The sequence below is a fragment of the Cryobacterium luteum genome, from assembly GCF_900110125.1.
Taxonomy (GTDB): Bacteria; Actinomycetota; Actinomycetes; order Actinomycetales; family Microbacteriaceae; genus Cryobacterium; species Cryobacterium luteum.
Window position 1 is genome coordinate 1 of record NZ_FOCN01000019.1, and the last position, 20,870, is coordinate 20,870.

Sequence of the window (20,870 nt, forward strand, 5' to 3'; positions counted from 1 at the left end):
GCGTTGGAAGCGTTGGAAGCGTTGAACTCCTTCAGGCTGCAACGCGCAGGTGTCGCTCAGGTGTCCTACCGGTGGATTAGGGGTGGAGCGTACCTGTCGGGGAAGACCTCTCGGCGTCGCTGCGGCGAAAGGAGAACTTCTTGTGCCCACAGGGTCGTGAGTACGAAGATCAACAGCTGGACGAGCAGCGGCGGCGCCCGCGCGCCTCCACCAGCAGGGCAGCGCGGCCGCAGCCCTCTTCACCACAGGAACGGTGGCGCAGCCGCCCTCAGATCTGTCCAAACGGAGCCGCTGCGCGGCGCTGTCTTTTTGGTGTCTTTTTGACCATTCCGGCCGGTCATCGTAGTTTCCTCCCGCGTCTTCGTTTCGGGCTTTCGCGGCATATCCTCACTCGCTTCGCTCCCTGTGGTATTCCACGACCCTGCACTACGCCGCTTCCGGTCGCTATCGATTTCTCTCGCCGGAAGGCAAAAAAACAAGTTGTCCCAGGAGAGAGAAGAAGAACATGAACGCGACATCCACCATCACATCCACCATCACCCGTCACCTCACCACTCCGCCCGTTGCACTGCAGGGCCAGGACCTCAGTCCCGACGCGATCGCCCGCGCCATCTGGACGATCGTCGGGGAACCCGGAGACACCCAAGCTGGAGAACTCATCGCTGCCGAGGGAGCTGCCGACGCACTCACCCTCCTGTGCCAGGGCGAGGACACTGCCGCAGGAGTGGACCTGACCGGCCTCCGCGCGCGGGTACTCCCCCACGTCGTTGACAGCGCCATCGAGGCCGCCCTCACCGCCGCAGCAACCGTTGGCGCGGTTTTGATTACGCCGGAGCATCCGCACTGGCCCGCCGGATTCGCCGACCTCGGCGTAAGCGCCCCGCACGCCCTCTGGGCCCGGGGCAATACGGCATTGTTGGTCGCGCAGCCGAGCATCGCCGTCGTCGGCGCACGGGCCGCCACCGGGTACGGCGAGCACGTGTGCCTGGACATCGTCGCCGGACTCGTCAGTCGCGGCCACACCATCGTGTCGGGGGCCGCGTATGGTATCGACGGGATGGCGCACCGCGCCGCTCTCGCCAGCGACGGCCAGACCGTCGCGTACCTCGCCGGAGGTGTTGACCGGTTCTACCCCACCGGACACGACGCCCTCCTGACCCGAATCGCCACCGACGGCGTCGTCGCCTCAGAAATGGCCTGCGGCTCAGCGCCCACCAAATGGCGTTTCCTGATGCGAAACCGCCTCATCGCCGCCGGCAGCACCGCGACGCTCGTCGTCGAGGCGGGGTGGCGTTCCGGATCGCTGAACGTCGCCGGCCACGCGAGCGCGCTCGGCCGTCCGCTCGGCGCCGTCCCCGGGCCGGTCACCTCCCCCACTAGCGCCGGATGTCACCGCCTGATCAAAGAATTCGGTGCACGCATCATCACCGACGCGACCGACGCCGCAGCACTCTAGCCACGTGGGGCCGGCCAGCCTTCGGGCTGGCCGGCGAGGGGCCTCCCCTCGCGCTCCCCACCAGAACACCAGTTACAGCCACAGCAACAACATGGAACGGCGGCGCGGACGCCCTAGTCCTGCCGGAACGGAGCCGCTGCGCGGCACTGCTTTTTTTGATGCTTTTTGACCATTCCGGCCGGTCATCGTAGCTCCCTGCGCGGCTGCTTTCCCAGATTTTCAGACGCGGTCACAGGCTCCCTTATTTCGCCTGAAATTCTGGGCACTCCACCGCTTCGGTCGCTTTCGATTTCTCTCGCCGGAAGGCAAAAAAACAAGTTGTCCGAGGAGAAGAGAGAGAAGCCATGACGTACGACTACGAGAACACCTATCCGCGCGACCGGTACTTCGATGGGTGCGCGTGCAGCGGATGCCACAGCGAAGGCCAAGTCGACACCCAGCCCGACGAAACATGCACCGTCACCCGCTACGCCGACAGCAACGCCTAACCAGGAGACTCACCATGACCACCCCCACCACCCACCTCCGCGCCCTCCGCATCGGCTTCCTCAAGCAGCTCGAACCCACCCTCATCGACCCGGACCGCATCGTGGAGGCCCTGGACGAGAGCGTCGGGTGCAACAACTTCGACGTCGTCGGCCTCGAGGAGGACATCGACTTGTTCGTCGACGATGACGGAGCGCTCAACGGGTCACGGCTGAACCTGCGCGCGAGCATCATCGCCCACCTGCTCGGCAAACCCGCCGTGCTCTTTGGTAACGCCGTCGCGCTGGGCTGTGACCCGGCCACGGGCGAGAGCATCAGCCTGACCGACGCCCAGATACACCGCCTCACCGCCGGAATCGCCACCCGGCCCACCCCGCCCATCATCGACCAACTCGCGGACGGCCTGAGCGCGTTCCCCGGACTCGTCGCCATGCTCCGCCGCCACTAACCAACACACGGCTGGCCTGACCCGGTCAGGCCAGCCGCGAGGGGACGGACCCCTCACACTCCCCACCCAAACACCAGCAACAACCACAGCAACAACATGGAACGGCGGCGCGGCCGCCCTACTGACCTGCCCAAGCGGAGCCACTGCGCGGCACTGTCTTCTGATTCTTTTTGACCATTCCGGCCGGTCATCGTAGCTCCCTCCCGCGGCTTCGTTCCGGGCTTTCGCGGCATATCCTCACTCGCTTCGCTCCCTCCGGTATTCCACGACCCGGAACTACACCGCTCACGGTCGCTATCGATTTCTCTCGCCAGAAGGCAAAAAAACACGTTGTCCGAGGAGAGAGAACAAGACCATGAACACATTGACCATCACCCACACGCACGCCGAGGGCACCCTGATCGACGGAACCAGCAAAGGCGACGGGACCGCCGACGTCTTGAAGGCCAACGGGTGGCGTTGGGGGCGCAGCATCAGCGCATGGTTCGTCCCCCAGTCCCGCGACCGCCTCCCCAAGCTCGGCACCATCGAGCGCACCATCACAGTGTTGGAGGCCGCAGGGTTCACTGTCACCACCAGCATCGACAGCACCCACCGCCCCATGGCCGAAGTGGAGGCCGGGAAAGTTCAGCGCCAAGCCGACCGGGTCGACGCGCTCGAGCACAAGGCCGACCGCAAGGCCACCGCCGAAACGGCCGCGTGGGACCGTGAACACGCAGCCCTGCGACGGCTGCCCGAAGGCGGCGAACCGATCAAAATCGGCCACCACTCCGAAACCCGCCACCGCAACGCCATAGCCAAAGCCGACAAAGCCACCCGCGCAGCCCTCGACGCGACCGCGACCGCCCAGCAGGCCCAGGCACGCGCCGACGCCGCCACCCACACGACCGATGCCCGCTACTCCCCCATCACCGTCGCCAACCGCATCGAAACGATGGGCGCCGAGCTCCGCACGCTCGAACGACGCATCATCGCCCCGTGCTACGACGACGAACGCGGATACATCGACGCGACCGAAGCGCAACAGCAGGCCCGAGCGGACCACCTCGCGCCGCACATCGCAGAAAAACGCGACCAGATCACCTACTGGGAAGCCGTCCGAGCCGAACAAATCGCCACCGGACAAGCCACCGGCCACAGCCGCGACACCATCCAAAAGGGCGACCGGGTGAAAATCCGCGGCCAGTGGCGCGACGTCGTCCGCGCCAACGCCAAAACCGTCAGCGTCACCACCGGCTACACCTGGACCGACACCGCCCCGTATGCGGAGATTCAGCAGCACCAGCGCCCCGAATAACACAGGCGGTCACGGCCGGCCCAGCCAGGGCCGGCCGTGAAGGGACGATGCCCCTCACACTCCCCCACGGGTGGAGCCGGCACGGAGGCCGGCCGCACATGGAACCGGCTGTGCCGGTCCGTCTTGTTCAAGACTTTTCTTCCCTTGGTGTCCGGTCATCGTAGTTCGCTCCGTGCCTACGCACCGCAGTCTCGGACGCGGTCGCAGGCTCCCTTATTTCGCCCGAGCCTGCGGTGCTTCGCCACTCCCGCTCTCCATCGATTCTCTCGCCACCAAGGGCAGAAAAACGGTGGACGACTACACAACCAGTACCCGAGAGCCGGAACCCCGCGCCCTCACCAACTAGGAGAGAGAACCCCATGACCACCATCCGTAGTGTCAAGATCAACCCGACCGAAACCATCACCACCCTGAACCTGACCCCGGACAGCATCGGGGCAGACATCAGCGCCGCCATTGGCTGCTCCATGTTCGACGTCGTCGGCTTGGCCGACAGCATCGACTTGTTCGTCGACGATGAAGGACTCATCAACGGCTCACCCCTGAACCTGCCCGCAACCGTGCTCACCCACCTCCTCGGCAGCCCCACCGTCATCTTCGGCACCGCCATCGCCGTCAGCGTCACCCCCGACGGCGAAACCATCGGCCTCACCGACCGCCAACTCGTGAGGCTCCAGAAGGCCTTCGTGCAGAAGCCCGACGACGGCACCATCGACACCCTCGTCGACAGCCTCTCCCCGTTCCCCACCATCGTCAGCATGCTCCGCAACATCTAGCCACGGCAGCCGGCTGGCCCCGAGAGGCCAGCCGGTGAGGGGGCCAGCCCCCTCACACTCCCCCACCGGGAAGCCGGCACGGAGGCCGGACCCGATGAGCTGGCTAGGCCAGCCATATTGACATGAGGTCGTCCCTGCACTTGGCGATGATCGCCGTTCGGTGCAGGCCTATCGTGGCCCTGGGGTTGGATGGAAAACCTGTGGGGTGATTCCTCACGTTCCTATGCGGAAGAACACAATATTTACAATACAAACAATTATTGTGTTGATTGTGAAACAATAAATTATTGGTTGCTGGCGTGTCGATCAAAACAATATTCGCAAACAACGCAATAGTTGAAAGACAATCAACCTAATAAATACAAACAAGTATTGTGTTTATTGATTTTCGTGAGAGGTAAGAGCCGTGGCGCACACAGCAGTCATATCGAACAACAAAGGTGGCGTGTCAAAAACGGAGCTGACCGTACAGCTTGCCGCCGCGCTCGCTCGAGCCGGCCAGCGGATTCTCGTCGTAGACATGGACCCACAGGCGAACGCCACACGTCGACTTGGCATCGAATGGGACGCAAACGAACCGATCCCCACCATGTCCGAGGTTATAAAGGCTGATCAGTCCGGATCAGGGGAGGGGGCTGTCGTCGCCTGCGGATGGACCAGCCCTGATGGGAACCCAACAGCAGAGGCGGAAAACATTGATGTGCTGCCAGCACGGTTTGACCTCATAAACCGAGAAACTGAAGCCGGAGTCATCGGAGCCGTGAGACGGCTCCAAAAAGCACTCGACGGATGGACCGACGACTACGACATTATCCTTATCGACACGCGGCCAGACCTCGGTCACCTGGTGCAGATGTCGATGGCGGCCGCCGACACCATCATCATCCCAACCGATCCCAACTACGACTCCGTCGAAGCAGCCATCCGCGTGAACGACTTCGTGACTCGTCACGCGATCGACATAGCCAACCCGACCCTCACGGTCGGAGGCATCGTCGTAACGCGACGAAAAGCCACCATCGAACACGACTACCAAATCGAGGGACTACGCGATCAGTTCGGAGACCTTGTGTGGAACTTAGGCGGCCTCGTGAAAATGTCTGACGGTTCAGAACTGCTCAACCCTCCGTATATCCCCGAATGGTCACGCTTCGCAGAAGCCGACGCGGCGGCCGTTTCGCTGTCCGACTGGAACGACCGAAACGGACGTAAAACCGTCGCTCTCTATGACGCCGTCGCGCGAACCTATCTAGCCCGTTTCCTCGGCACTAAGGGGATGGCAGCATGACCGCCCCGACTCGTCGACGGCCAGGAAGCGCAAGCCTAATCAGGCTGGTGCCCGAGGTTGAGGAAGTCCGCACGCCATCTGCCATAGAGCCTCCGCCGGCCGTTCTATTGCCGACTCGCACATCCAGTGAGTCACCGGCTGACGCTGTGGAGAGTGACGAGAAGAAGGCAGTCACGTTTGGACTCCGCACTTCCCTCAAGAAGCGCGCCGAAACGGCAGTACTCAGAACTGCCGGCTACGAAGGCGGCTACACATCAATGGCAGCCCTCGTTGATGGTGCACTGGAACGTGAACTTGCACGTCTCGCCGTTGAATTCAACGGCGGTGAGCCTTTTCCTCGAAATGTCGGTGGGTTCCGTCAAGGCAGACCCCTCGGGAGCTAACGGTAGAACGGGGAAAGCGCAACCATGCACCACACGCCACCATGGGAGCCGCGGTGCGGCGCTGTAAGGGCTTTTCGTTTTTACCTGTCTGGCTGGTCATCGTAGCTTCCTTGCGTGCCTGCGTTCTGGGCTTTCGCGGCATATCCTCGCTGCGTTGCGGTATTCCACGACCCGGTACTACGGCACTCCCGGTCGCTATCGATTTCTCTTGCCAGCCCGGCAAAAAAATTGTTGGTGGAGAGGAAGCACGATCATGAGTGAACAGGTGACGGTGTACCGCAAGCGAGCGTGTATCCAATGCACGTTGACCTACCGAGCACTCGACAAAGCAGGTGTGACCTACACAGTCGTCGACGTGACCGAGAATGCAGCAGCTCTTGAATATGTCTCTGAGGACCTGGGCTACAGTTCGGCGCCGATCGTGGTCGTCGACGAGCACAATCACTGGGCCGGGTTCCGACCCGACCGCATCGCCGCTCTGGCGCAGGGTAGAGCTCTCGAAGGGTAGACCCGTCACAAGCCCGGCGCAGGATCCTGCGCCGCACAGTCAACGCCCCTGGCCGTCCTCTCGCCCGGCCAGGGGCGTTTCTCAATCGTCGGAACACCCAGCTAATCAGATGTTTATCTGATGTAGTGTCTGGGTATGAGTACCGCGACGTTCACCGACCTTCTGCGAAAGCCCAAGGAGGTTCTGGCTCATATTGACGAGGGCCAGGTTCGGATTACGCGCCGTGATGGTGACGATCTCGTGATCCTCCGCGGTCACGATCTCGACGTGCTCGAGAAGGGTGTCGCGCTGTCGAGCCGTCTGATCCGCGCGATCGGCCGGAATAAGGGCGACGTCGCGGCTGCGCTGACTGATCTTTTCGCGTGGACGGGGGAGTTCACGCCGGAGGAGCTGCGCGCGTACGCTGCCGAGATTGAGCAGCTTGTCTATGCCGCCAGTGAGTTGGGCACGTTTGAGCGGCTGCTGCGTGCGCAGCAGGAGTGGAAGGAAACGGCCGTGGCTTATGCCATGGGTATGAAACCTGTCGAGCCCCTCGAGCTGCCGGCCGTCCCTGTCCGCGTTAATCGCCCGTAGATGGCGGGAAAGCGCGGCGTTCCGGTTCCGCGACCGATCAAGGGCACCGAGTACGAGATCTTCTTCGGCAACACCGCGGCCGAACGTGGGTGGACTGATTTAAAAGCGTCCGCGAAGAACGCCCTCGCCGACGCCCACGACTATCTCACCGCTCATCCCGGACAGTACGACCCGGATCGGTGCTACCAACTCCGAGGAGATCTCTCAACGGCCTTGGTCGATGGAATGGTCCTGCCGCAGTGGCAGTACAAAGTCACGGACGGAGCTCGCCTCTGGTATGCCGTTGACGAGCCCAATGCGAAGGCAAAGAAACCGGGACGCGTGGTCATCACGAAAGCCGCCACCGGCCATCCCAACGAGACGGACTCAAAGAAGAACTTCCGTTAGCCGGCCCGCGAACACCACCCCTGCCGGCGCCGCAGGCGAACAGGCCCGCGCCCAGTAAGGCTCCCGCCGAGGCGAGGCGAGGCGCGGGGGAGTGGGCTGGCGGTCTACTTCTGGTTGGGGTTTGTCGCCTGTGTTTCGGCGCGGTCGGCGCGGGTGCGCTGTTCGCGTTCAGTCGTGCGGGACTGGTCCAGGTCGGCGCGCAGTTGGGTGAGTTGCTGCTCGAGGGTGTCCCGCACGTCGGTGACGCGCTGCTCGGCGTAGGAACGCTCTCGGGCGGCCTCGGCCGCGGCACTGTCGCGTTGGCTATTGACCGTGGCCAGGCGCCCGGTGAGTACGAGCGCTTCCGCCCGCGCGCTCTCGCGCTCCGTTCGGGACTGATCGAGTAACTCACGGGTGCTCGCAGCATCCGTCTCGGCACGCTCGGCGCGTGCCGTGGCAGCGTCAGCCTGCGCGGCCGCGTCACGCGCGGCCACCACAGCACCATCCTTGGCCGCTGTCGCCGTCCCGACGAGTTCACGGGCCTCGGCCAGTTGCGCGACTGTGGCCGCATTCTCGACGGTCAGGGTGGCCACCTGGTCTGTCAGGGCGGTGATCTCTGCGGCCTTGCGGGCGTCGTTCTCGCCCGCGGCCACCAGGTCGCCCTCCAGGCCGGCGGCACGCTGCTCGAGCGCGGCCAGAGTCGTGCGGAGTTCGTCGACTACGGCGGCGGATTCCTCAGCTGCTGCGTCGGCTTCGGCCCGCTCGGCCTCGGCCGTGCGGGTAGCGGTCTCGGCCCGGTTGGCGCGGGCGACCGCGGACGCGACCTGCTCGGCCGCGTCAGAGGTGACGGCCTCGATCTGCGCTTCAGCCGCACCCGGGTCCGCGACCGTGCGCAACTCGTCCACGAGGACGACGAGCTGCTGCTGCAAGTGCTCAACCATCCCGGCGACCTGGGACCGCAGCACGCTCGCCCGCTGCCGGGCAGCATCGACGGGAAGCCTGTCGTCCTCTGCTGTTCGCTCAACCCGGCCGGCCTCGGCGCGACGTGCACGCCACGCCGCAGCCCGGTTGTGGGCGGAGTTGGTGCAGTAGCCAGCGGGCCGGCCGACGCCAGGCGTGGCGTCCACGGGCTCATCGCAGCCGGGGAAACCGCAGGTGCGCACGTCAGTGATCTCGGGGATGCTCATGCACATATCGTATCACTTATGACGCAATACGTATATAAAAAACGAATAACGTTATAACGTATTGCGAAATAGTGATCGTCATCACTGTTGTTTTCCGTTGCCATTTTTCGAAGTCGTCTGCACAGATGTTCGTACTCGCCTGCACAACTGACTCGGTGACTGTCCGACGAGACCTTGTCGCTCAGATGGCCTCTGGATTCGTCACCCCGTCTCGGCGCAACGACTCAATCGCATCCGAACCACCACCAGGGCCGATCCGGCGTCCACCCCGTTACCTCCTGCTTGTGCAGGCGACTACGAACAAAAGCGACACTTGTGCAGAGGAGTACGGAAAAGTCAGTCGTCACACTCGTCTGCACAACCCCCTAAAACACAGGGGTCGTTGTGCAGACGACTTCGAAAAATGACAGATCCCGTCGCAACCGAGTATCGTGCCGTCATGCACACGGATGACCTCGACGCCCCACCCAACTGCGAGAACTGTCTCATCCCGATGCTGCCCGCCCGGCACCACCGACGCGCCCTACTGGCGCTGCCCCTCATGCGACCTCGTCAGCATGATCTAGAGCCAGCGCGGCTGCCCTGCGGTGCTACCTCAGAGCGAGGTCCGGACCGCGACGCCCCGGGCGCCCTATCGGTCGCACGACTGTTATCAACTCACCTGTAGCCGGTTCAGCGGTGTGCCCTGGGTGTTCGAACGGCGGTCACCGTAGCGGTCGATCTCGCTAGGCTCAGGCCATGCTCGAATGGGCAAGTGCTGTCAACGGCTGAGATGTACTGGTCACAGGACGTCTCAGTATTTGGTCTCTGACGCTGTCTTCGGTGTCTGCGCTCCAACGGCGGGGTCGTCGAGGCCACGGTTTTGCCAAGCCCCGTAGGTAAGCCCGGTATCGTTTTCGACCCACGAGGTGCGGCCATTGGCGGAGCGGCCAGCAACGACAGCTGCTGCTGCAGACGGGCTAGCGAAAACCTGGTTCTTCGTAAAGATCGCTGGATCCGTAGTGGTGTCGATGGTGCCGTCTTTTTCGAGACGTTCGCGAAGCCCCTTGTACGATCCTCCGCCGACCTGTTTGCGTCGTGCATGAGAGCCGCTCAGGACGGTGAACTCTCCATCCACCTCTGTGGCGTGGGCTGTTAGTCCTTCACGGGGCTGTTCCATGGTGAACTGCGGTGCGGACTCAGCGACCCGCGCCTGACCCGCCGACACTGGATCGCCGGCGGTGACAGTCGTGACTCGAAGGACATTGACGCCAAGGACTGGCAGCGCGATCAGCGCCTGTGCGATGAAGTACTCCATGTCAGACACGTCGGCTTCAGGGAGGGCGATCAGAGGCGGGGCGGTGCCGTTAACAATCTCGGAACGTTGCGCGTCGCGCGCAATTTGGAGGAAGCGGGATTCAAGGTAGCGGGCGTGAGCTTTGGTGAGGTTAGCGTCCTTGCTGGTGAGGAGAACTGCGCGTTCCCAGAAGTCTTTCTCACGGGCATGACTGGTCAACCTGACACTGATGTCGTCGCCCTCCCCGACGTACACCTGAATGCCACCGACGCTATCGGGTGCGTCCCCGAGGAGCAGGTATACACCTGTCCGGCGGGCCTCTTCCCTCCGGAGTAGCGACAGAAGATCTGACCTCGGGCCCGCAAGAAGATGACCGGTCCAGTTCATGATCTCCGCCGTCACCAGGCCGCCCGGCGTGCCGTCCACTAAGAACAACCGAACAGATTTACCCGACGTGACCATCAAACGTCCCCCTTGGCTGCTGCCTCGCAGTTTAGGACACTCTTCGTTCGAGCTGGCAGCTAGTCCGCGTTCTGTATCCCCTGGATTGTGAGGCCCGGGGGGTACGAGACACCTGAATGGATCGTCGAATTTCTAAGGAACGATGGATGGGTCTTATGGGCAGCACGCTCGGCTGAACGAGCGACCGCAAGTCGATATGTCATATTTCTGATACATCGACCTGTGTAAAGTCTTTGATACAAAGAGTGTGGCGACAAGGTGGGGAAAAGCACGCATGGCAGAGCCGACGGGTACATCCAAGAGCACTACGGCTCAGATCGTGTGGGAGACGGCGGACAAATATCTACGCAACATCGTCGATGAGGAAGACTACGGCGACTTTATTCTTCCGTTCACAGTTCTGCGCCGACTGGAATGCATGCTCGCCGACACTAAAGAGCAGGTAGCGCAGTTCGTTCGATCCCTGGCCTCGCTGCCCCCGCACCTCATCGACATCGCTGTAAAAGATAAGTTCAAACTCAGCTTCTACAACGTCTCGCCGCTTGACCTTGCGACGATCGCGTCGGTCGACGACAACGTCGAAGAGTCACTCAAGAGCTACATCGCCGGCTTCTCAAATAACATCGCCGATATCTGGGTCTCGTTCGAGTTCGCCCGACGTGCGAAGGTGCTCGGAGAGAGCAACCGCCTGCATGCCGTCGTCAGGCACTTCTCCACTCTCGATCTTCACCCGAGCAAGCTGGAGAACACCGCGATGGGCGACGTCTTCGAGGACGTGATGTACAGGGCCTTCAATAAGAAGGGAAAGGCTGCCGGCAACTTCTACACGCCGCGCGATGCAATCAAGCTTATGGTCGACATCCTGATCGCTAATGATGACGACACGCTTGCAGGCGAGAGCGCGGCCCGTTCCATCTACGACCCGACCGCCGGGTCAGGCGGCATGCTGCTCATTGCGCAGGATGCACTGCGGCGGATGAATGGAAAGATCGACGTGACGCTCTACGGCCAGGAGCTCATGCCCTCAGCATTCGCCCTCGGGAAGGCAGATCTACTCATCCAGGGTGGCCGACCCGACGCAATCAAGCAGGGCAACACTTTGGTAGAGGATCTCTACGAGGGACAGACATTTGACTACGTACTATCCAACCCTCCTTTCGGGAGCGACTGGTCGGCCGACGAGATACCCGTGCGTAATCAATCCGCGGTGCATGGCTCGCGGTTCAGCCATGGACTACCAAGCACGGCGGACGGGCAGATGCTGTTTCTGGCGCACTGCGCCTCGAAGCTCAGTCCGGCGGCGAAAAACGGCCAAGGCGGTCGCGCCGCCGTCGTGTCAAACGCAGCGCCGCTGTTCAATGGCGACAAAGGACCGACCGCGATTCGTCAATGGCTGCTCGAAGAGGATCTCATCGATGCAGTAGTCGCCCTGCCATCGGGCATGTTCTACGGAACCGGCATTCCTACGTACGTCTGGTTCCTCGACACGAACAAGGATCTCGAGCGCCGAGGAAAGATCCAGTTGATCGACGGATCCGGGCAGTGGACCTTGTTGCGCAAGCCGATGGGCGAGAAACGTCGGGAGATGAAAAAGGCTAATCGCAACGCGGTGCTTGAGGCGTACAACGCGTTCGAACTCGCGGACCCGACGATTTCGCGTGTGGTAACGCCTGAGGACTTCATGTTCCGCGATGTGTCGGTCTACAAGCAAGCGCGGCTGAGGACCGTCTTCAACGAGACGATTGTGGAGCAGCTACGCGACAGGAAGGACTTCAGCGACGCGTACGTCGCAGTGCTCGAGGCACTCGACGGAACACCTTGGAACGACCTGCCGACCTCCTTCCCGAAAGCCGCGAAGGCCGCCGGTTTGAAAACTACGTCGGGATTCGTGGACGCGGCTATGAAGGCGATGGGCGTGCCTGACGATTCCGCGCCGGCCGCGTTCGATCGCAAGGGAAACCCGATCACCGCAAGCGGTTGGAAAATCACGGAAAGAGTGCCACTCAGCGAGGATCTCGGCGAGCACATGGAGCGAGAGGTGCTCCCATTTTCTCCTGACGCCCAGTGCGACGAGGGAAAGGCAAAGTACGGCAATGAGATCCCGTTCACGAGGATCTTCTATACCCCCCGCGTTCCACGACCGCTTGATGAAATCGACTCTGAGGTGCAGAACCTCATGGGTGAGCTCGCTGAGATGTTCAAGTCAGTGACTGATCAGTGACCGCCCAGGCGGTTCATGAGTCCCTGCTCGAGAGTTCGGCCTTCGTCATGGCTCCGATCGGATCTATCGTGGTCGAACGGAGCGAGAAGGTTGGAGAAACGGAGTTCCGTCCTCTGTCAGTAGGCAAGCGAGGGGTGACACCCCAGCTCGTGGGCGTGGCCAAGTCGCAGACCGAAGGCGACCGCAAGCTCGTGCGTGCAGGGGATCTGGTCATCAACTCCCGGTCCGATAGACGCGGGGCGTCTGGACTGGCCCACCAAAATGGAAGCGTTTCGGTCGTCTACTCGGTCATGACGCCGAAGCCCGAACTCCTAGTTGCGGAGTATGGCCATCACCTCTTTCGCAGCACAGCATTCCAGGACGAATTCTTTCGCTGGGGTGCGGGCATCGTCGATGATCTTTGGTCTACCAACTTCACACGCATGTCGCGCATCCGCGTCCCCTTGCCGCCATTAGAAGTTCAGCGTTCGCTCGCGGCACGCCTTGATGACGTTGCTGCAATGATCGCAAAACTTGATGAGCTGACGGATGTGCTCCGAGCACGTGCAGTCGATACGGCTGCGCTCTTCAGGCTTTCCGGCAATGACACGGGGCGGGGCGAAGATGCGCAGTCACCGCTTGCCGGGATACCGGAGCACTGGGAACGCACGAAATTCGGGTACGACTTCACAGAGAGCACCGAACGCAATGGTGACAACCCACCGGGGCCGCTCCTCTCTATCTCGGAGTATCGAGGCGTTGAACTAAACATGCGGGCGGAGGGCCAACAGGCATCCCTTGACGTGTCGAGTTATCGCGTCGTGAGACCGGGCCAACTAGCCGCCAACATGATGTGGCTGAATCACGGTGGACTAGGCGTTTCATCTCTTACCGGTTACACCAGCCCTGACTACAAGGCGTTCTGGATCTCGCCCAGGTTCCACCCCCGATACGTCCATCACCTCTTCCGCAGCCCCCGGTATGTCGACTACTTCGGAACGATCGGCACAGGCGTCCGACCGAATGCCCAGCGAGTCACCAAGATCGCCCTCGACATGATGCCCGTGCCGTTGCCTCCCATGGATGAGCAAATCAGCATCGCAGACCACCTCGATGAGGTGACGGGCGACATTGACCACATGCTGGCGAAGGTCGCTAGGCTTCGCGACTTGCTCGTGGAACGTTCGTCCGCTTTCCTCCTCGATATCGTTACAAACAAGAAGGAAATCCTATGAGCCACGCACAGCTGATGGAGCGCGAGTTCGAAGAGAACCTTTGCGCCGAGCTCGCGGAGCACGGGTGGCTATACGAAGACGACGGTAAGCCGACCGGCTGGGACCTTGGCCTCGCGATGGTGCCGGCCGATCTGCTGCACTGGCTCAACGCCCAGTACCCAGACGAGTACGACAAAGCCGTCCCCGGCGACCTGGCCGATGGCCAGCGAGCCGACGCCGAGCGCAAGCTACTCCAGCACGTCACCAAGGAACTCGCCAAGACCACGCGTATGGACCCGACGACCGGGCACCCGGTCGGCGGCCTACTCGGCGTGCTACGCAAGGGCTTCTCCTATGCCCAGATCGGACGACCCGCCGCGAAGTTCGGCCCGATGATGGCATTCCCGCCGGCGAACCCGAATCTGACCGAAGTGGTCGAAGCCGCCGCATCGGTCCGCCTGCGCATCCTGCGCCAGGTGCGCTTCGATACGACGACGGGCGACAGTATCGACGTCGTGCTCCTCGCGAACGGCCTGCCGATCGCAACACTCGAGCTCAAAACCGACAACACGCAGACGGTCAACCACGCGATCCGTCAGTATAAGGAGGACCGCAAGCCGGGGAGGAACCGCCCTCTGCTCGCGCCGGGACGCGCGTTGGTCCATTTCGCGGTCTCCAACGACCTGGTCTACATGACGACGAAGCTGCAGGGCGGGGACACCGCGTTCCTGCCCTTCAACCAGGGCAACGACGGACACGAGGGCAATCCACCGTCGGGCACCGGCTCGTCGACGAACTACCTTTGGCGCGAGATCCTCGCGCGGCCGACCTTCATGCGGATCCTTAAAGACTTCGCGCTCTTTGAACCGAATAAATCGGGCAAAAAAGACGAAGGACGGCTTGTCTTTCCTCGCTTCCACCAGCTGCGAGCCGTCGAAAGGGTCGTCGCCGACATCGAGGCGAACGGAACGGGCAAGCGCTACCTAATCTGGCACTCTGCGGGCTCGGGCAAAACCAAGACCATTGCCTGGCTTAGCCATCGCCTGATTCGCCATATGAGCGCCGACTCGAAGTCAACGTTTGACTCTGTCATCGTCGTCACTGACCGGACCGTGCTCGACGAGAACATCCGCGAGGACATGAACCTTGTGCAGTCGAGCAGAGGCCTCGTCGTCCCCGTCGGTGAGAAGTCCGGAGCGAAGTCGCCGCAGCTGAAAAAGGCGCTCCTCGAGGGTGGCCACATCATCACCTGTACCTTGCAGACCTTCCCCGAGGTTATGAAGCTCATCGAGGACACGGAAGACCTCCGCGGCAGGAACTGGGCGGTAGTGGCCGATGAAGCGCACTCGTCGCAGTCGGGTTCCACCGCGCGACAGCTCAAAGAGCTCCTCGTTGACGTGGAGCTAGATGCCGACGAGGACATCGGCGCGGACGATCTACTGAGGGCCAGAGACTCTGCCATCGCAGCGTCCAGCAACATCACGTTCGTCGCCCTCACCGCGACGCCGAAGGCGAAGACACTGCGCCTATTCGGCACCGAGCGTGACGGCCGCTGGGAGGCCTTCGACACATACACAATGGCACAAGCGATCGAAGAGGGCTTCATCCTCGATGTGCTGACCAACTACTCGACTTACGACATGTTCCTCCGCGTGAAGAACATGCTCGACGGCGAGGAATCCGAGGGCACAATCCAGGTTGACACCGGTGAGGCGGTATCCGGCATCGTCCGATATGCCCGTCTCCACCCGACCGCGATCGCGCAGAAGGTCCGCGTCGTCATCGAGCACTTCCGTCGGAACGTCATGCACATGCTCGGCGGCGAAGCCAAGGCGATGGTGGTGACGAGCTCACGAATGGAGGCGCTGAGCTGGTCGAAAAAAATGGACGCGTACATTGCTGAGAAGGGGTACGACGACCTGAGCACGCTGGTGGCGTTTTCCGGTTCGCTCACCGCCGAAGACGGCGAGAGCGTCACTGAGATTTCAGCCAACGGGCGCAGCGACGTCGCCAAAGCGTTCCGCGAGGAGGGCGTCTACCGTGTCCTCATCGTCGCGAACAAATTCCAGACCGGCTTCGATGAGCCCCGCCTCATGGCGATGTACGTCGACAAGAAGCTCTCCGGCGTCGCCACCGTCCAAACTCTCTCGAGACTGAACCGCAGCTACCCGGGCAAGACTGCGCCCATGGTCGTCGACTTCCGTAACACCCCAGCAAGCGTCCAGGAGGACTTCAAGCTTTACTACTTCGACGCCCACGTCGACGGCGACGTCGATCCCAACGCGCTGATCACGGTCGGCGAGCGGCTCGACACGTCGGGCCTATACACGCACGAGGAGATGGACGCAGTCGCTGACGCGTTCCTCGACAGCTCCGGCGGCGAGGCGATCGCAAAGTCCCTATCGCCGATCAAGAACCGCTGGCGCGGCGAGTGGCGTCAGGCAGTGCTGGCCAAGGACAAAACCAAGAAGGGGCTGCTGGAGTCATTCCGTGCCGACGTGCTCGGATACCGCAATGCCTGGCAGTTTTTGAGCCAGATCGTCGACTATCAGGACCCCGAGCTTCATCGTCGTGCCATCCTCGCGACTCTGCTGGCGCGCAACTTGCACACCGATGGTGCTGGCCACGACGACAGTTTCCTTGAGGGCGTGCAGCTTTCAGGTGTCAAGCTCGTGCCCTCTGCGATCAATGAGGACCATTCGTTGAGCAAGGGTGCCAGCGAGGGCATCCGACTTCCGGACTTCGATGGCGAGCACAAGGGAAGTGCTACTCCCAAGCGAGGGCCGTTGGACGAGGCCATCGACAAGGTCAACGAGATGTTCAAGGCCAAGGGTGTCGACGTCAGCCCTGAGAGCATTTCCGGATTTATCACGACCTTCTGGGGGTTCCTCGACGCCAACGAGGAAGCGGTAGCGATGGCGCAAAACAATACCCTCGCGCAGCTCAAGGCGTCGGAGGGCTTCAGCGGCGCCGTCGGGCTCGCGGTGCTAAAGACAGTCAGCGAGTCCCAGGAAATCCAGTCCTACATGACTGACCCAGCGTTCCTCGGGCAGATCGCTGACATCGCCGCGGACGCCCTTCACGCGCAACACCGCTCCGAACCAAATGTCGGCTCCGAGACGAAAGGCGCTCGAGCGTGAGTGAAGCGGAGCCGACGGGTTTCGGCGACGTCATCCGTGAGGCTCGTAAGAAGAAGAGGTGGTCGCAAGCGGAGTTGGGTGAAAAGTCGGGGCTGTCCCGTCCGACCATCGCTCGCGTCGAAGCGAACAATGACGTCACTACAGCGACTATCGCTAAAATCGCGCAGGCACTGGGACTGGCGCTGGAACTTAAGGATCGCAACTGAATTCACAGTGACTGCATCAACGCGGGTTGGTGTGCCTCGGGTGCGCCGGTTGTTCCTGGCTCGGTGCAACTCCGCTCATCAGCTTTCAGCCGTCTTCGTTCGGTTCGCGGGAGAAGAGTGTGTTAATCGCCAAATCCCAGGGGTAAGTCTCGATAGCTGTCGCGAAAGTCGGAGTTGTGACCCACTCGGTAAGAATCTTCTTAGCTGTCATATCGAACAGATGCACTGCACACGCACTCGTCAGGGGGGCGGTGAAGAATTCCAGGCGCACTCCGTGATCTTCGATCGTCCCAAACACAATGGCGGCGAACGGCCCGGCTGGTTGCGCCATGGCGGTAACGAACTCGGCCCCGATCTGAGCTAGCTGGGCATTGACCAGCTCGACTAGCGGCCGAGTGTCACGCACTGTCACCACCTTCTCGTGTTGCCGCGGGGGAGTGGGAGTAGCGGCGCTCTGGCTCGGTGCTGCGCGCTCGACGGCCGGCGCCCATATCCAGGCGCGGTGAATGCCGCCGTCTTCCCACTCGACGTACACGGCGCGTGGGGTCCACGCCAGGGCCAGGGCTTGGACGTGTTCAGCTATGGCGGGGTATCTCACCCAGGCTCGGACGTGGGTGGGTTCGTTGGCCAGGGTGGCGGTGAGGCCGCCCAACTCGGCTGACGTGAGGCTGAATGGGCGGGGGATGAATTCGCCCGCGTGGTCGGGTTCGACCTGCGCGAGCGAGTGAGCCGGCACGGATCGTTGCGCGTGCGGCTCGCGGGGCTGCTTAGTGACCGAACCCATCCACCTATTAGAACATACGTTCGAACACGGTGAAATGCTCGAGGTGGGGTGACCTGGTCGTTACCGGGTGGGCCTGACGTACATTACGACGTGGTCGGCGGGGATCTGAGCGCGTAGCTTCTCGACTGCGGCCTAGCTGTCGGGTGCTTCGATGGTGGCCGGCGTGGACTCGGCCGCGTCTCGAGGGCGGTGTGCCATGTCCCAATTCATTCCCCATTATCCGCCGCGTATCGACAGTCGGCGGTTAGACCAGGCTCACCAAGTCACACACACCGGGCACCGCCAGAACGGGCTCTCGGGTGTTCCTTCGGCCCGCATTGGCAGTAGGCAAAGCTCGCAATTCGGGGGAGCGGTCACCGGGTCTGGTTCTTTGTCGGCACCATAGCCCCGCTGGCTGATTCAGTAGACCTCAGCAGCCTGGAGACCCAAGGCCCGCACGGCCTGCATTTCCGATCTCCGTTGTCTTGGATGCAGGGGCTTCATGTGGCAGAGCCACCACCACTGCACTTCTGCGGTCAGACTTGTTCGATCGTCAGGCCGAACAAGGTGGGCTGACGATTAAGTTCGTGCTGTGTGGAGTGCCATTGGAAAGAGTAGCCAGCCGCCTTGAGAGCGGTGAGGCCCTCTGCCGCGACGATTCCGATATCAAGATCAAGAATCCGCGATTCGGCATTCTTGCCGGTGGCGTCTGAGTAGCTGCAGTGGGCGGCGGTTAGGATCTCGCGAAGACTTCCGGCCTCTGCCGGGTCTTGTGCCCATACCCATGTGACACGGGGACTTGTAGATATTTCAAGCTTCATCTTCGAACCGTACGCCACGTCCACGAGGGAGGAAGGCCGCATAGGGCTGGCTTGCTGCTGCTGCCCCTCCCGGAAAGCGATCGTTAGGAGCAGTTCAGTGGCCCAGCTCGCTTGCGGCGGACGGGGGCAACTCGGGTGCGCGACGCTTTCGTCCACTTGGGGTACACCCAACCTGGGCGTCAGGTAGCTCTTTGTTCTTGCGTCAGTTTGGGATACTGCTCTGCATTTCCTGACGGTCACAACCTGAACTCTCAGAACCGGCACGACAGGTGACGAAACTGATTCCTATTACGTCGCGCTTGGGACCAGCGGCAGGGGCCGCAGGGTGATCGGCAGTAGCCTCATTCTGTGCCAGACGAAGATGCCCATTCCAAATTCGGATCCGAAGTCTTTATCCTGGGCGCCGGTTTTTCCAAGGCGGTGAGTGCACACATGCCCACACTCCGCGAGTTGCAGTCGACCGTCTTGAAGAGTCTTAATGTGCCAGCCGGCAACTTGGACCCTTTCAATCAGGATCTTGAGCAGTGGATGTCCTATCTTTCTATAGATCAGCCTTGGCTAAGCGATCAGGACAACATGCGGAACCGTGCCCTCTTTGAGGATGCGAGCCTCTCTGTTCACGCCAGCATCGACGCCGCCGAGAAGCAGGTGCTTGAGAACCCGTATCCAATTTGGCTTCTCCGGCTCGTCTGGTTTTGGTGTCGGACTCAGGCGCACGTGGTGACGTTCAATTACGACCTCCTTATTGAGCGGATGCTTTCACAGCTCTCAGTTGCAGCGTGGTCGGACGTTTATGCGATACCCCTGACTGAAAGATTGCCTCCAAGCTCACATTTGATGTTCGGCGCGTCGACTCCCGATATTTCCTTATTGCGTCTCTATAAGCTTCACGGCTCTATCAACTGGTATTACGCCGGCGATCGAGCACCGGTCAACGAACGGATCGTCGAGACACGCACGGGGCTCCGCTGGTGGCCGGACGTCATGACCAGGGGCGACCTTGGACCCAGGTACACCTCGCTCTTCAGTGATTTGAAACCATTGGTTATCCCGCCAACTGTGACGAAAAGTGCGTTCTATTCGAACCTGTCCCTCCGAGCGCAATGGGCTCAAGCAGCAACGGCGATGAGAAGCGCAGAACGGCTTACCGTGATGGGATATTCGTTTCCCCCAAGCGATCTCGGTGCACGGCATTTCGTATCAAACTCGATTGGTAAGGTTCCGATCTCTGTAGTCGACTTCTCGCCTGAGGTACGACCTCGTATAGAGGAGTTCTTAGGCAATGGACGGCGCCACGACGGGATGTCTGGGCCTTCGGCGATACAGGATTATGTGGACAGACACTGTGGAGACGTGATTGCTTGGGGTTCCCAGACTGACACTAGGTCGGGCGTGGCTCAGCCCTACCTCACCATGAACGGCCGCGACGTTCTTCCGGCCAGGGGCCCTGGTGAGGTTGCACAAACTGTCGATGGTGGGGATTTGGGTGCTTCTGAGTGGCTGCAGAACGAAGTTGAGACTCGATGGCCTGGTCTCACTGAGCATCCTTTGCCGGACATTCGTCCGCCTAGCACCGAGCACCATTCATCGGGGCACATTGCCTATTTGGACAGATCGGCTAACCCTTAGCGAGTCACCACCTGTCGTTGTTGTAGGAGGGAAACGCGGTTTCCTCGGGCGGTGGATTGAAGCGGAACGTGCGGTAGGACTTCGACGGCACGAGCCTCCGCCCAGCTTGGGCCTTCTCGAGCCAGCCGACCAGTAACCCGACATCCTCACCTCGCATACCCTCCGCGAGGCACTTGGATCTGAACGCGACCGAATCAACCGACCGCCAACGGTGCCGCAGGTTCATCAGGTCAGCTTTGAACATCGCCTGCTCGTTCCACTTCAGGTGATTGTCGTACGCCTTGGCTTTAGTGGCCAGGAACGCGGCAATACTGGCCACGCTCGGGGGCAATCCGTCTACAAGTTCCATGCCGCGAACAATACTCGGGACGTCGGACATGTGACTTTTGGC

At 61.6% G+C, this 20,870-nt stretch carries 19 protein-coding genes; 14 read left to right on the top strand and 5 right to left on the bottom strand.

The annotated features are described in order from the left end of the window. The first annotated feature begins 505 nt into the window (after window positions 1–505). From dprA to BMW72_RS14820, 9 genes are all read left to right on the top strand, one after another. Window positions 506–1,456 (top strand): DNA-processing protein DprA, encoded by a 951-nt coding sequence (gene dprA / locus BMW72_RS14785; RefSeq protein WP_092111887.1) that lies wholly within the window; start codon window positions 506–508, stop codon window positions 1,454–1,456. Window positions 1,457–1,800: 344 nt separating this feature from the next. Then, entirely contained in the window at window positions 1,801–1,944 is a 144-nt protein-coding gene (locus BMW72_RS18835; protein ID WP_166787714.1) for a hypothetical protein, read from the top strand. A 14-nt stretch (window positions 1,945–1,958) separates the two neighbouring features. Further along, complete coding sequence (locus BMW72_RS14790) at window positions 1,959–2,390, top strand: DUF3846 domain-containing protein (RefSeq protein ID WP_166787715.1); 432 nt, start codon at window positions 1,959–1,961, stop codon at window positions 2,388–2,390. A gap of 355 nt (window positions 2,391–2,745) precedes the next feature. Then, window positions 2,746–3,687 (top strand): DUF3560 domain-containing protein, encoded by a 942-nt coding sequence (locus BMW72_RS14795; RefSeq protein WP_092111891.1) that lies wholly within the window; start codon window positions 2,746–2,748, stop codon window positions 3,685–3,687. A 359-nt stretch (window positions 3,688–4,046) separates the two neighbouring features. After that, a complete protein-coding gene (locus BMW72_RS14800) occupies window positions 4,047–4,463 on the top strand; it encodes a DUF3846 domain-containing protein (RefSeq protein WP_092111893.1) in 417 nt (138 codons plus the stop codon). A 406-nt stretch (window positions 4,464–4,869) separates the two neighbouring features. Further along, complete coding sequence (locus tag BMW72_RS14805; protein ID WP_092111895.1) at window positions 4,870–5,751, top strand: ParA family protein; 882 nt, start codon at window positions 4,870–4,872, stop codon at window positions 5,749–5,751. Window positions 5,752–6,387: 636 nt separating this feature from the next. Then, window positions 6,388–6,642, top strand: a complete 255-nt coding sequence (nrdH, locus tag BMW72_RS14810) for a glutaredoxin-like protein NrdH (RefSeq protein ID WP_092111897.1) — start codon at window positions 6,388–6,390, stop codon at window positions 6,640–6,642. A 135-nt stretch (window positions 6,643–6,777) separates the two neighbouring features. Beyond that, window positions 6,778–7,215, top strand: coding sequence for a hypothetical protein (locus tag BMW72_RS14815; protein ID WP_092111899.1), 438 nt, complete (start codon window positions 6,778–6,780; stop codon window positions 7,213–7,215). Beyond that, on the top strand, window positions 7,216–7,602 hold the full coding sequence (locus tag BMW72_RS14820; RefSeq protein WP_092111901.1) for a hypothetical protein: 387 nt from the start codon (window positions 7,216–7,218) through the stop codon (window positions 7,600–7,602). A 104-nt stretch (window positions 7,603–7,706) separates the two neighbouring features. Here the strand turns inward: BMW72_RS14820 and BMW72_RS14825 are convergent, their stop codons facing one another. Continuing rightward, complete coding sequence (locus BMW72_RS14825; RefSeq protein ID WP_092111903.1) at window positions 7,707–8,768, bottom strand: coiled-coil domain-containing protein; 1,062 nt, start codon at window positions 8,766–8,768, stop codon at window positions 7,707–7,709. Between the two features lie 793 nt (window positions 8,769–9,561). Next, a complete protein-coding gene (locus BMW72_RS14830) occupies window positions 9,562–10,506 on the bottom strand; it encodes a GIY-YIG nuclease family protein (protein ID WP_092111904.1) in 945 nt (314 codons plus the stop codon). Window positions 10,507–10,780: 274 nt separating this feature from the next. Here BMW72_RS14830 and BMW72_RS14835 point away from each other — a divergent pair, with 274 nt between their 5' ends. From BMW72_RS14835 to BMW72_RS14850, 4 genes are read left to right on the top strand one after another with little or no spacing between them, the layout of a single operon-like run. Beyond that, on the top strand, window positions 10,781–12,727 hold the full coding sequence (locus tag BMW72_RS14835; protein WP_092111906.1) for a type I restriction-modification system subunit M: 1,947 nt from the start codon (window positions 10,781–10,783) through the stop codon (window positions 12,725–12,727). Continuing rightward, entirely contained in the window at window positions 12,724–13,941 is a 1,218-nt protein-coding gene (locus BMW72_RS14840; protein WP_198416330.1) for a restriction endonuclease subunit S domain-containing protein, read from the top strand. Before BMW72_RS14835 ends, BMW72_RS14840 begins: the two co-directional genes overlap by 4 nt. Next, complete coding sequence (locus BMW72_RS14845) at window positions 13,938–17,060, top strand: type I restriction endonuclease subunit R (protein ID WP_092111908.1); 3,123 nt, start codon at window positions 13,938–13,940, stop codon at window positions 17,058–17,060. Before BMW72_RS14840 ends, BMW72_RS14845 begins: the two co-directional genes overlap by 4 nt. Next, window positions 17,057–17,266: a helix-turn-helix domain-containing protein gene (locus BMW72_RS14850; RefSeq protein ID WP_092111910.1), complete on the top strand. Its 210-nt coding sequence runs from the start codon at window positions 17,057–17,059 to the stop codon at window positions 17,264–17,266. The genes BMW72_RS14845 and BMW72_RS14850 overlap by 4 nt, the downstream gene beginning before the upstream one ends. Window positions 17,267–17,351: 85 nt before the next feature. Here the strand turns inward: BMW72_RS14850 and BMW72_RS14855 are convergent, their stop codons facing one another. Then, the gene (locus tag BMW72_RS14855) at window positions 17,352–18,050 is read right to left on the bottom strand and encodes a hypothetical protein (RefSeq protein ID WP_092111912.1); all 699 of its coding nucleotides are present in this window, start codon (window positions 18,048–18,050) and stop codon (window positions 17,352–17,354) included. 515 nt (window positions 18,051–18,565) lie between these two features. Continuing rightward, window positions 18,566–18,850: a hypothetical protein gene (locus tag BMW72_RS18475; protein ID WP_134450351.1), complete on the bottom strand. Its 285-nt coding sequence runs from the start codon at window positions 18,848–18,850 to the stop codon at window positions 18,566–18,568. Window positions 18,851–19,198: 348 nt separating this feature from the next. Between BMW72_RS18475 and BMW72_RS14865 the strand changes: the two genes are divergently transcribed. Next, a complete protein-coding gene (locus BMW72_RS14865) occupies window positions 19,199–20,479 on the top strand; it encodes an SIR2 family protein (protein ID WP_134450352.1) in 1,281 nt (426 codons plus the stop codon). Between the two features lie 4 nt (window positions 20,480–20,483). Here BMW72_RS14865 and BMW72_RS14870 read toward each other — a convergent pair whose 3' ends face one another. Then, window positions 20,484–20,828 (bottom strand): hypothetical protein, encoded by a 345-nt coding sequence (locus BMW72_RS14870; protein WP_134450353.1) that lies wholly within the window; start codon window positions 20,826–20,828, stop codon window positions 20,484–20,486. Between the last annotated feature and the right edge of the window lie 42 nt (window positions 20,829–20,870).

Bases quoted from the DNA above. Each gene is read 5' to 3' on its own strand.
- dprA (WP_092111887.1), top strand. From the start codon at position 506: ATGAACGCGACATCCACCATCACATCCACCATCACCCGTCACCTCACC.
- BMW72_RS18835 (WP_166787714.1), top strand. From the start codon at position 1,801: ATGACGTACGACTACGAGAACACCTATCCGCGCGACCGGTACTTCGAT.
- BMW72_RS14790 (WP_166787715.1), top strand. From the start codon at position 1,959: ATGACCACCCCCACCACCCACCTCCGCGCCCTCCGCATCGGCTTCCTC.
- BMW72_RS14795 (WP_092111891.1), top strand. From the start codon at position 2,746: ATGAACACATTGACCATCACCCACACGCACGCCGAGGGCACCCTGATC.
- BMW72_RS14800 (WP_092111893.1), top strand. From the start codon at position 4,047: ATGACCACCATCCGTAGTGTCAAGATCAACCCGACCGAAACCATCACC.
- nrdH (WP_092111897.1), top strand. From the start codon at position 6,388: ATGAGTGAACAGGTGACGGTGTACCGCAAGCGAGCGTGTATCCAATGC.
- BMW72_RS14815 (WP_092111899.1), top strand. From the start codon at position 6,778: ATGAGTACCGCGACGTTCACCGACCTTCTGCGAAAGCCCAAGGAGGTT.
- BMW72_RS14820 (WP_092111901.1), top strand. From the start codon at position 7,216: ATGGCGGGAAAGCGCGGCGTTCCGGTTCCGCGACCGATCAAGGGCACC.
- BMW72_RS14825 (WP_092111903.1), bottom strand. From the start codon at position 8,768: ATGAGCATCCCCGAGATCACTGACGTGCGCACCTGCGGTTTCCCCGGC.
- BMW72_RS14830 (WP_092111904.1), bottom strand. From the start codon at position 10,506: ATGGTCACGTCGGGTAAATCTGTTCGGTTGTTCTTAGTGGACGGCACG.
- BMW72_RS14835 (WP_092111906.1), top strand. From the start codon at position 10,781: ATGGCAGAGCCGACGGGTACATCCAAGAGCACTACGGCTCAGATCGTG.
- BMW72_RS14845 (WP_092111908.1), top strand. From the start codon at position 13,938: ATGAGCCACGCACAGCTGATGGAGCGCGAGTTCGAAGAGAACCTTTGC.
- BMW72_RS14855 (WP_092111912.1), bottom strand. From the start codon at position 18,050: ATGGGTTCGGTCACTAAGCAGCCCCGCGAGCCGCACGCGCAACGATCC.
- BMW72_RS18475 (WP_134450351.1), bottom strand. From the start codon at position 18,850: ATGAAGCTTGAAATATCTACAAGTCCCCGTGTCACATGGGTATGGGCA.
- BMW72_RS14870 (WP_134450353.1), bottom strand. From the start codon at position 20,828: ATGGAACTTGTAGACGGATTGCCCCCGAGCGTGGCCAGTATTGCCGCG.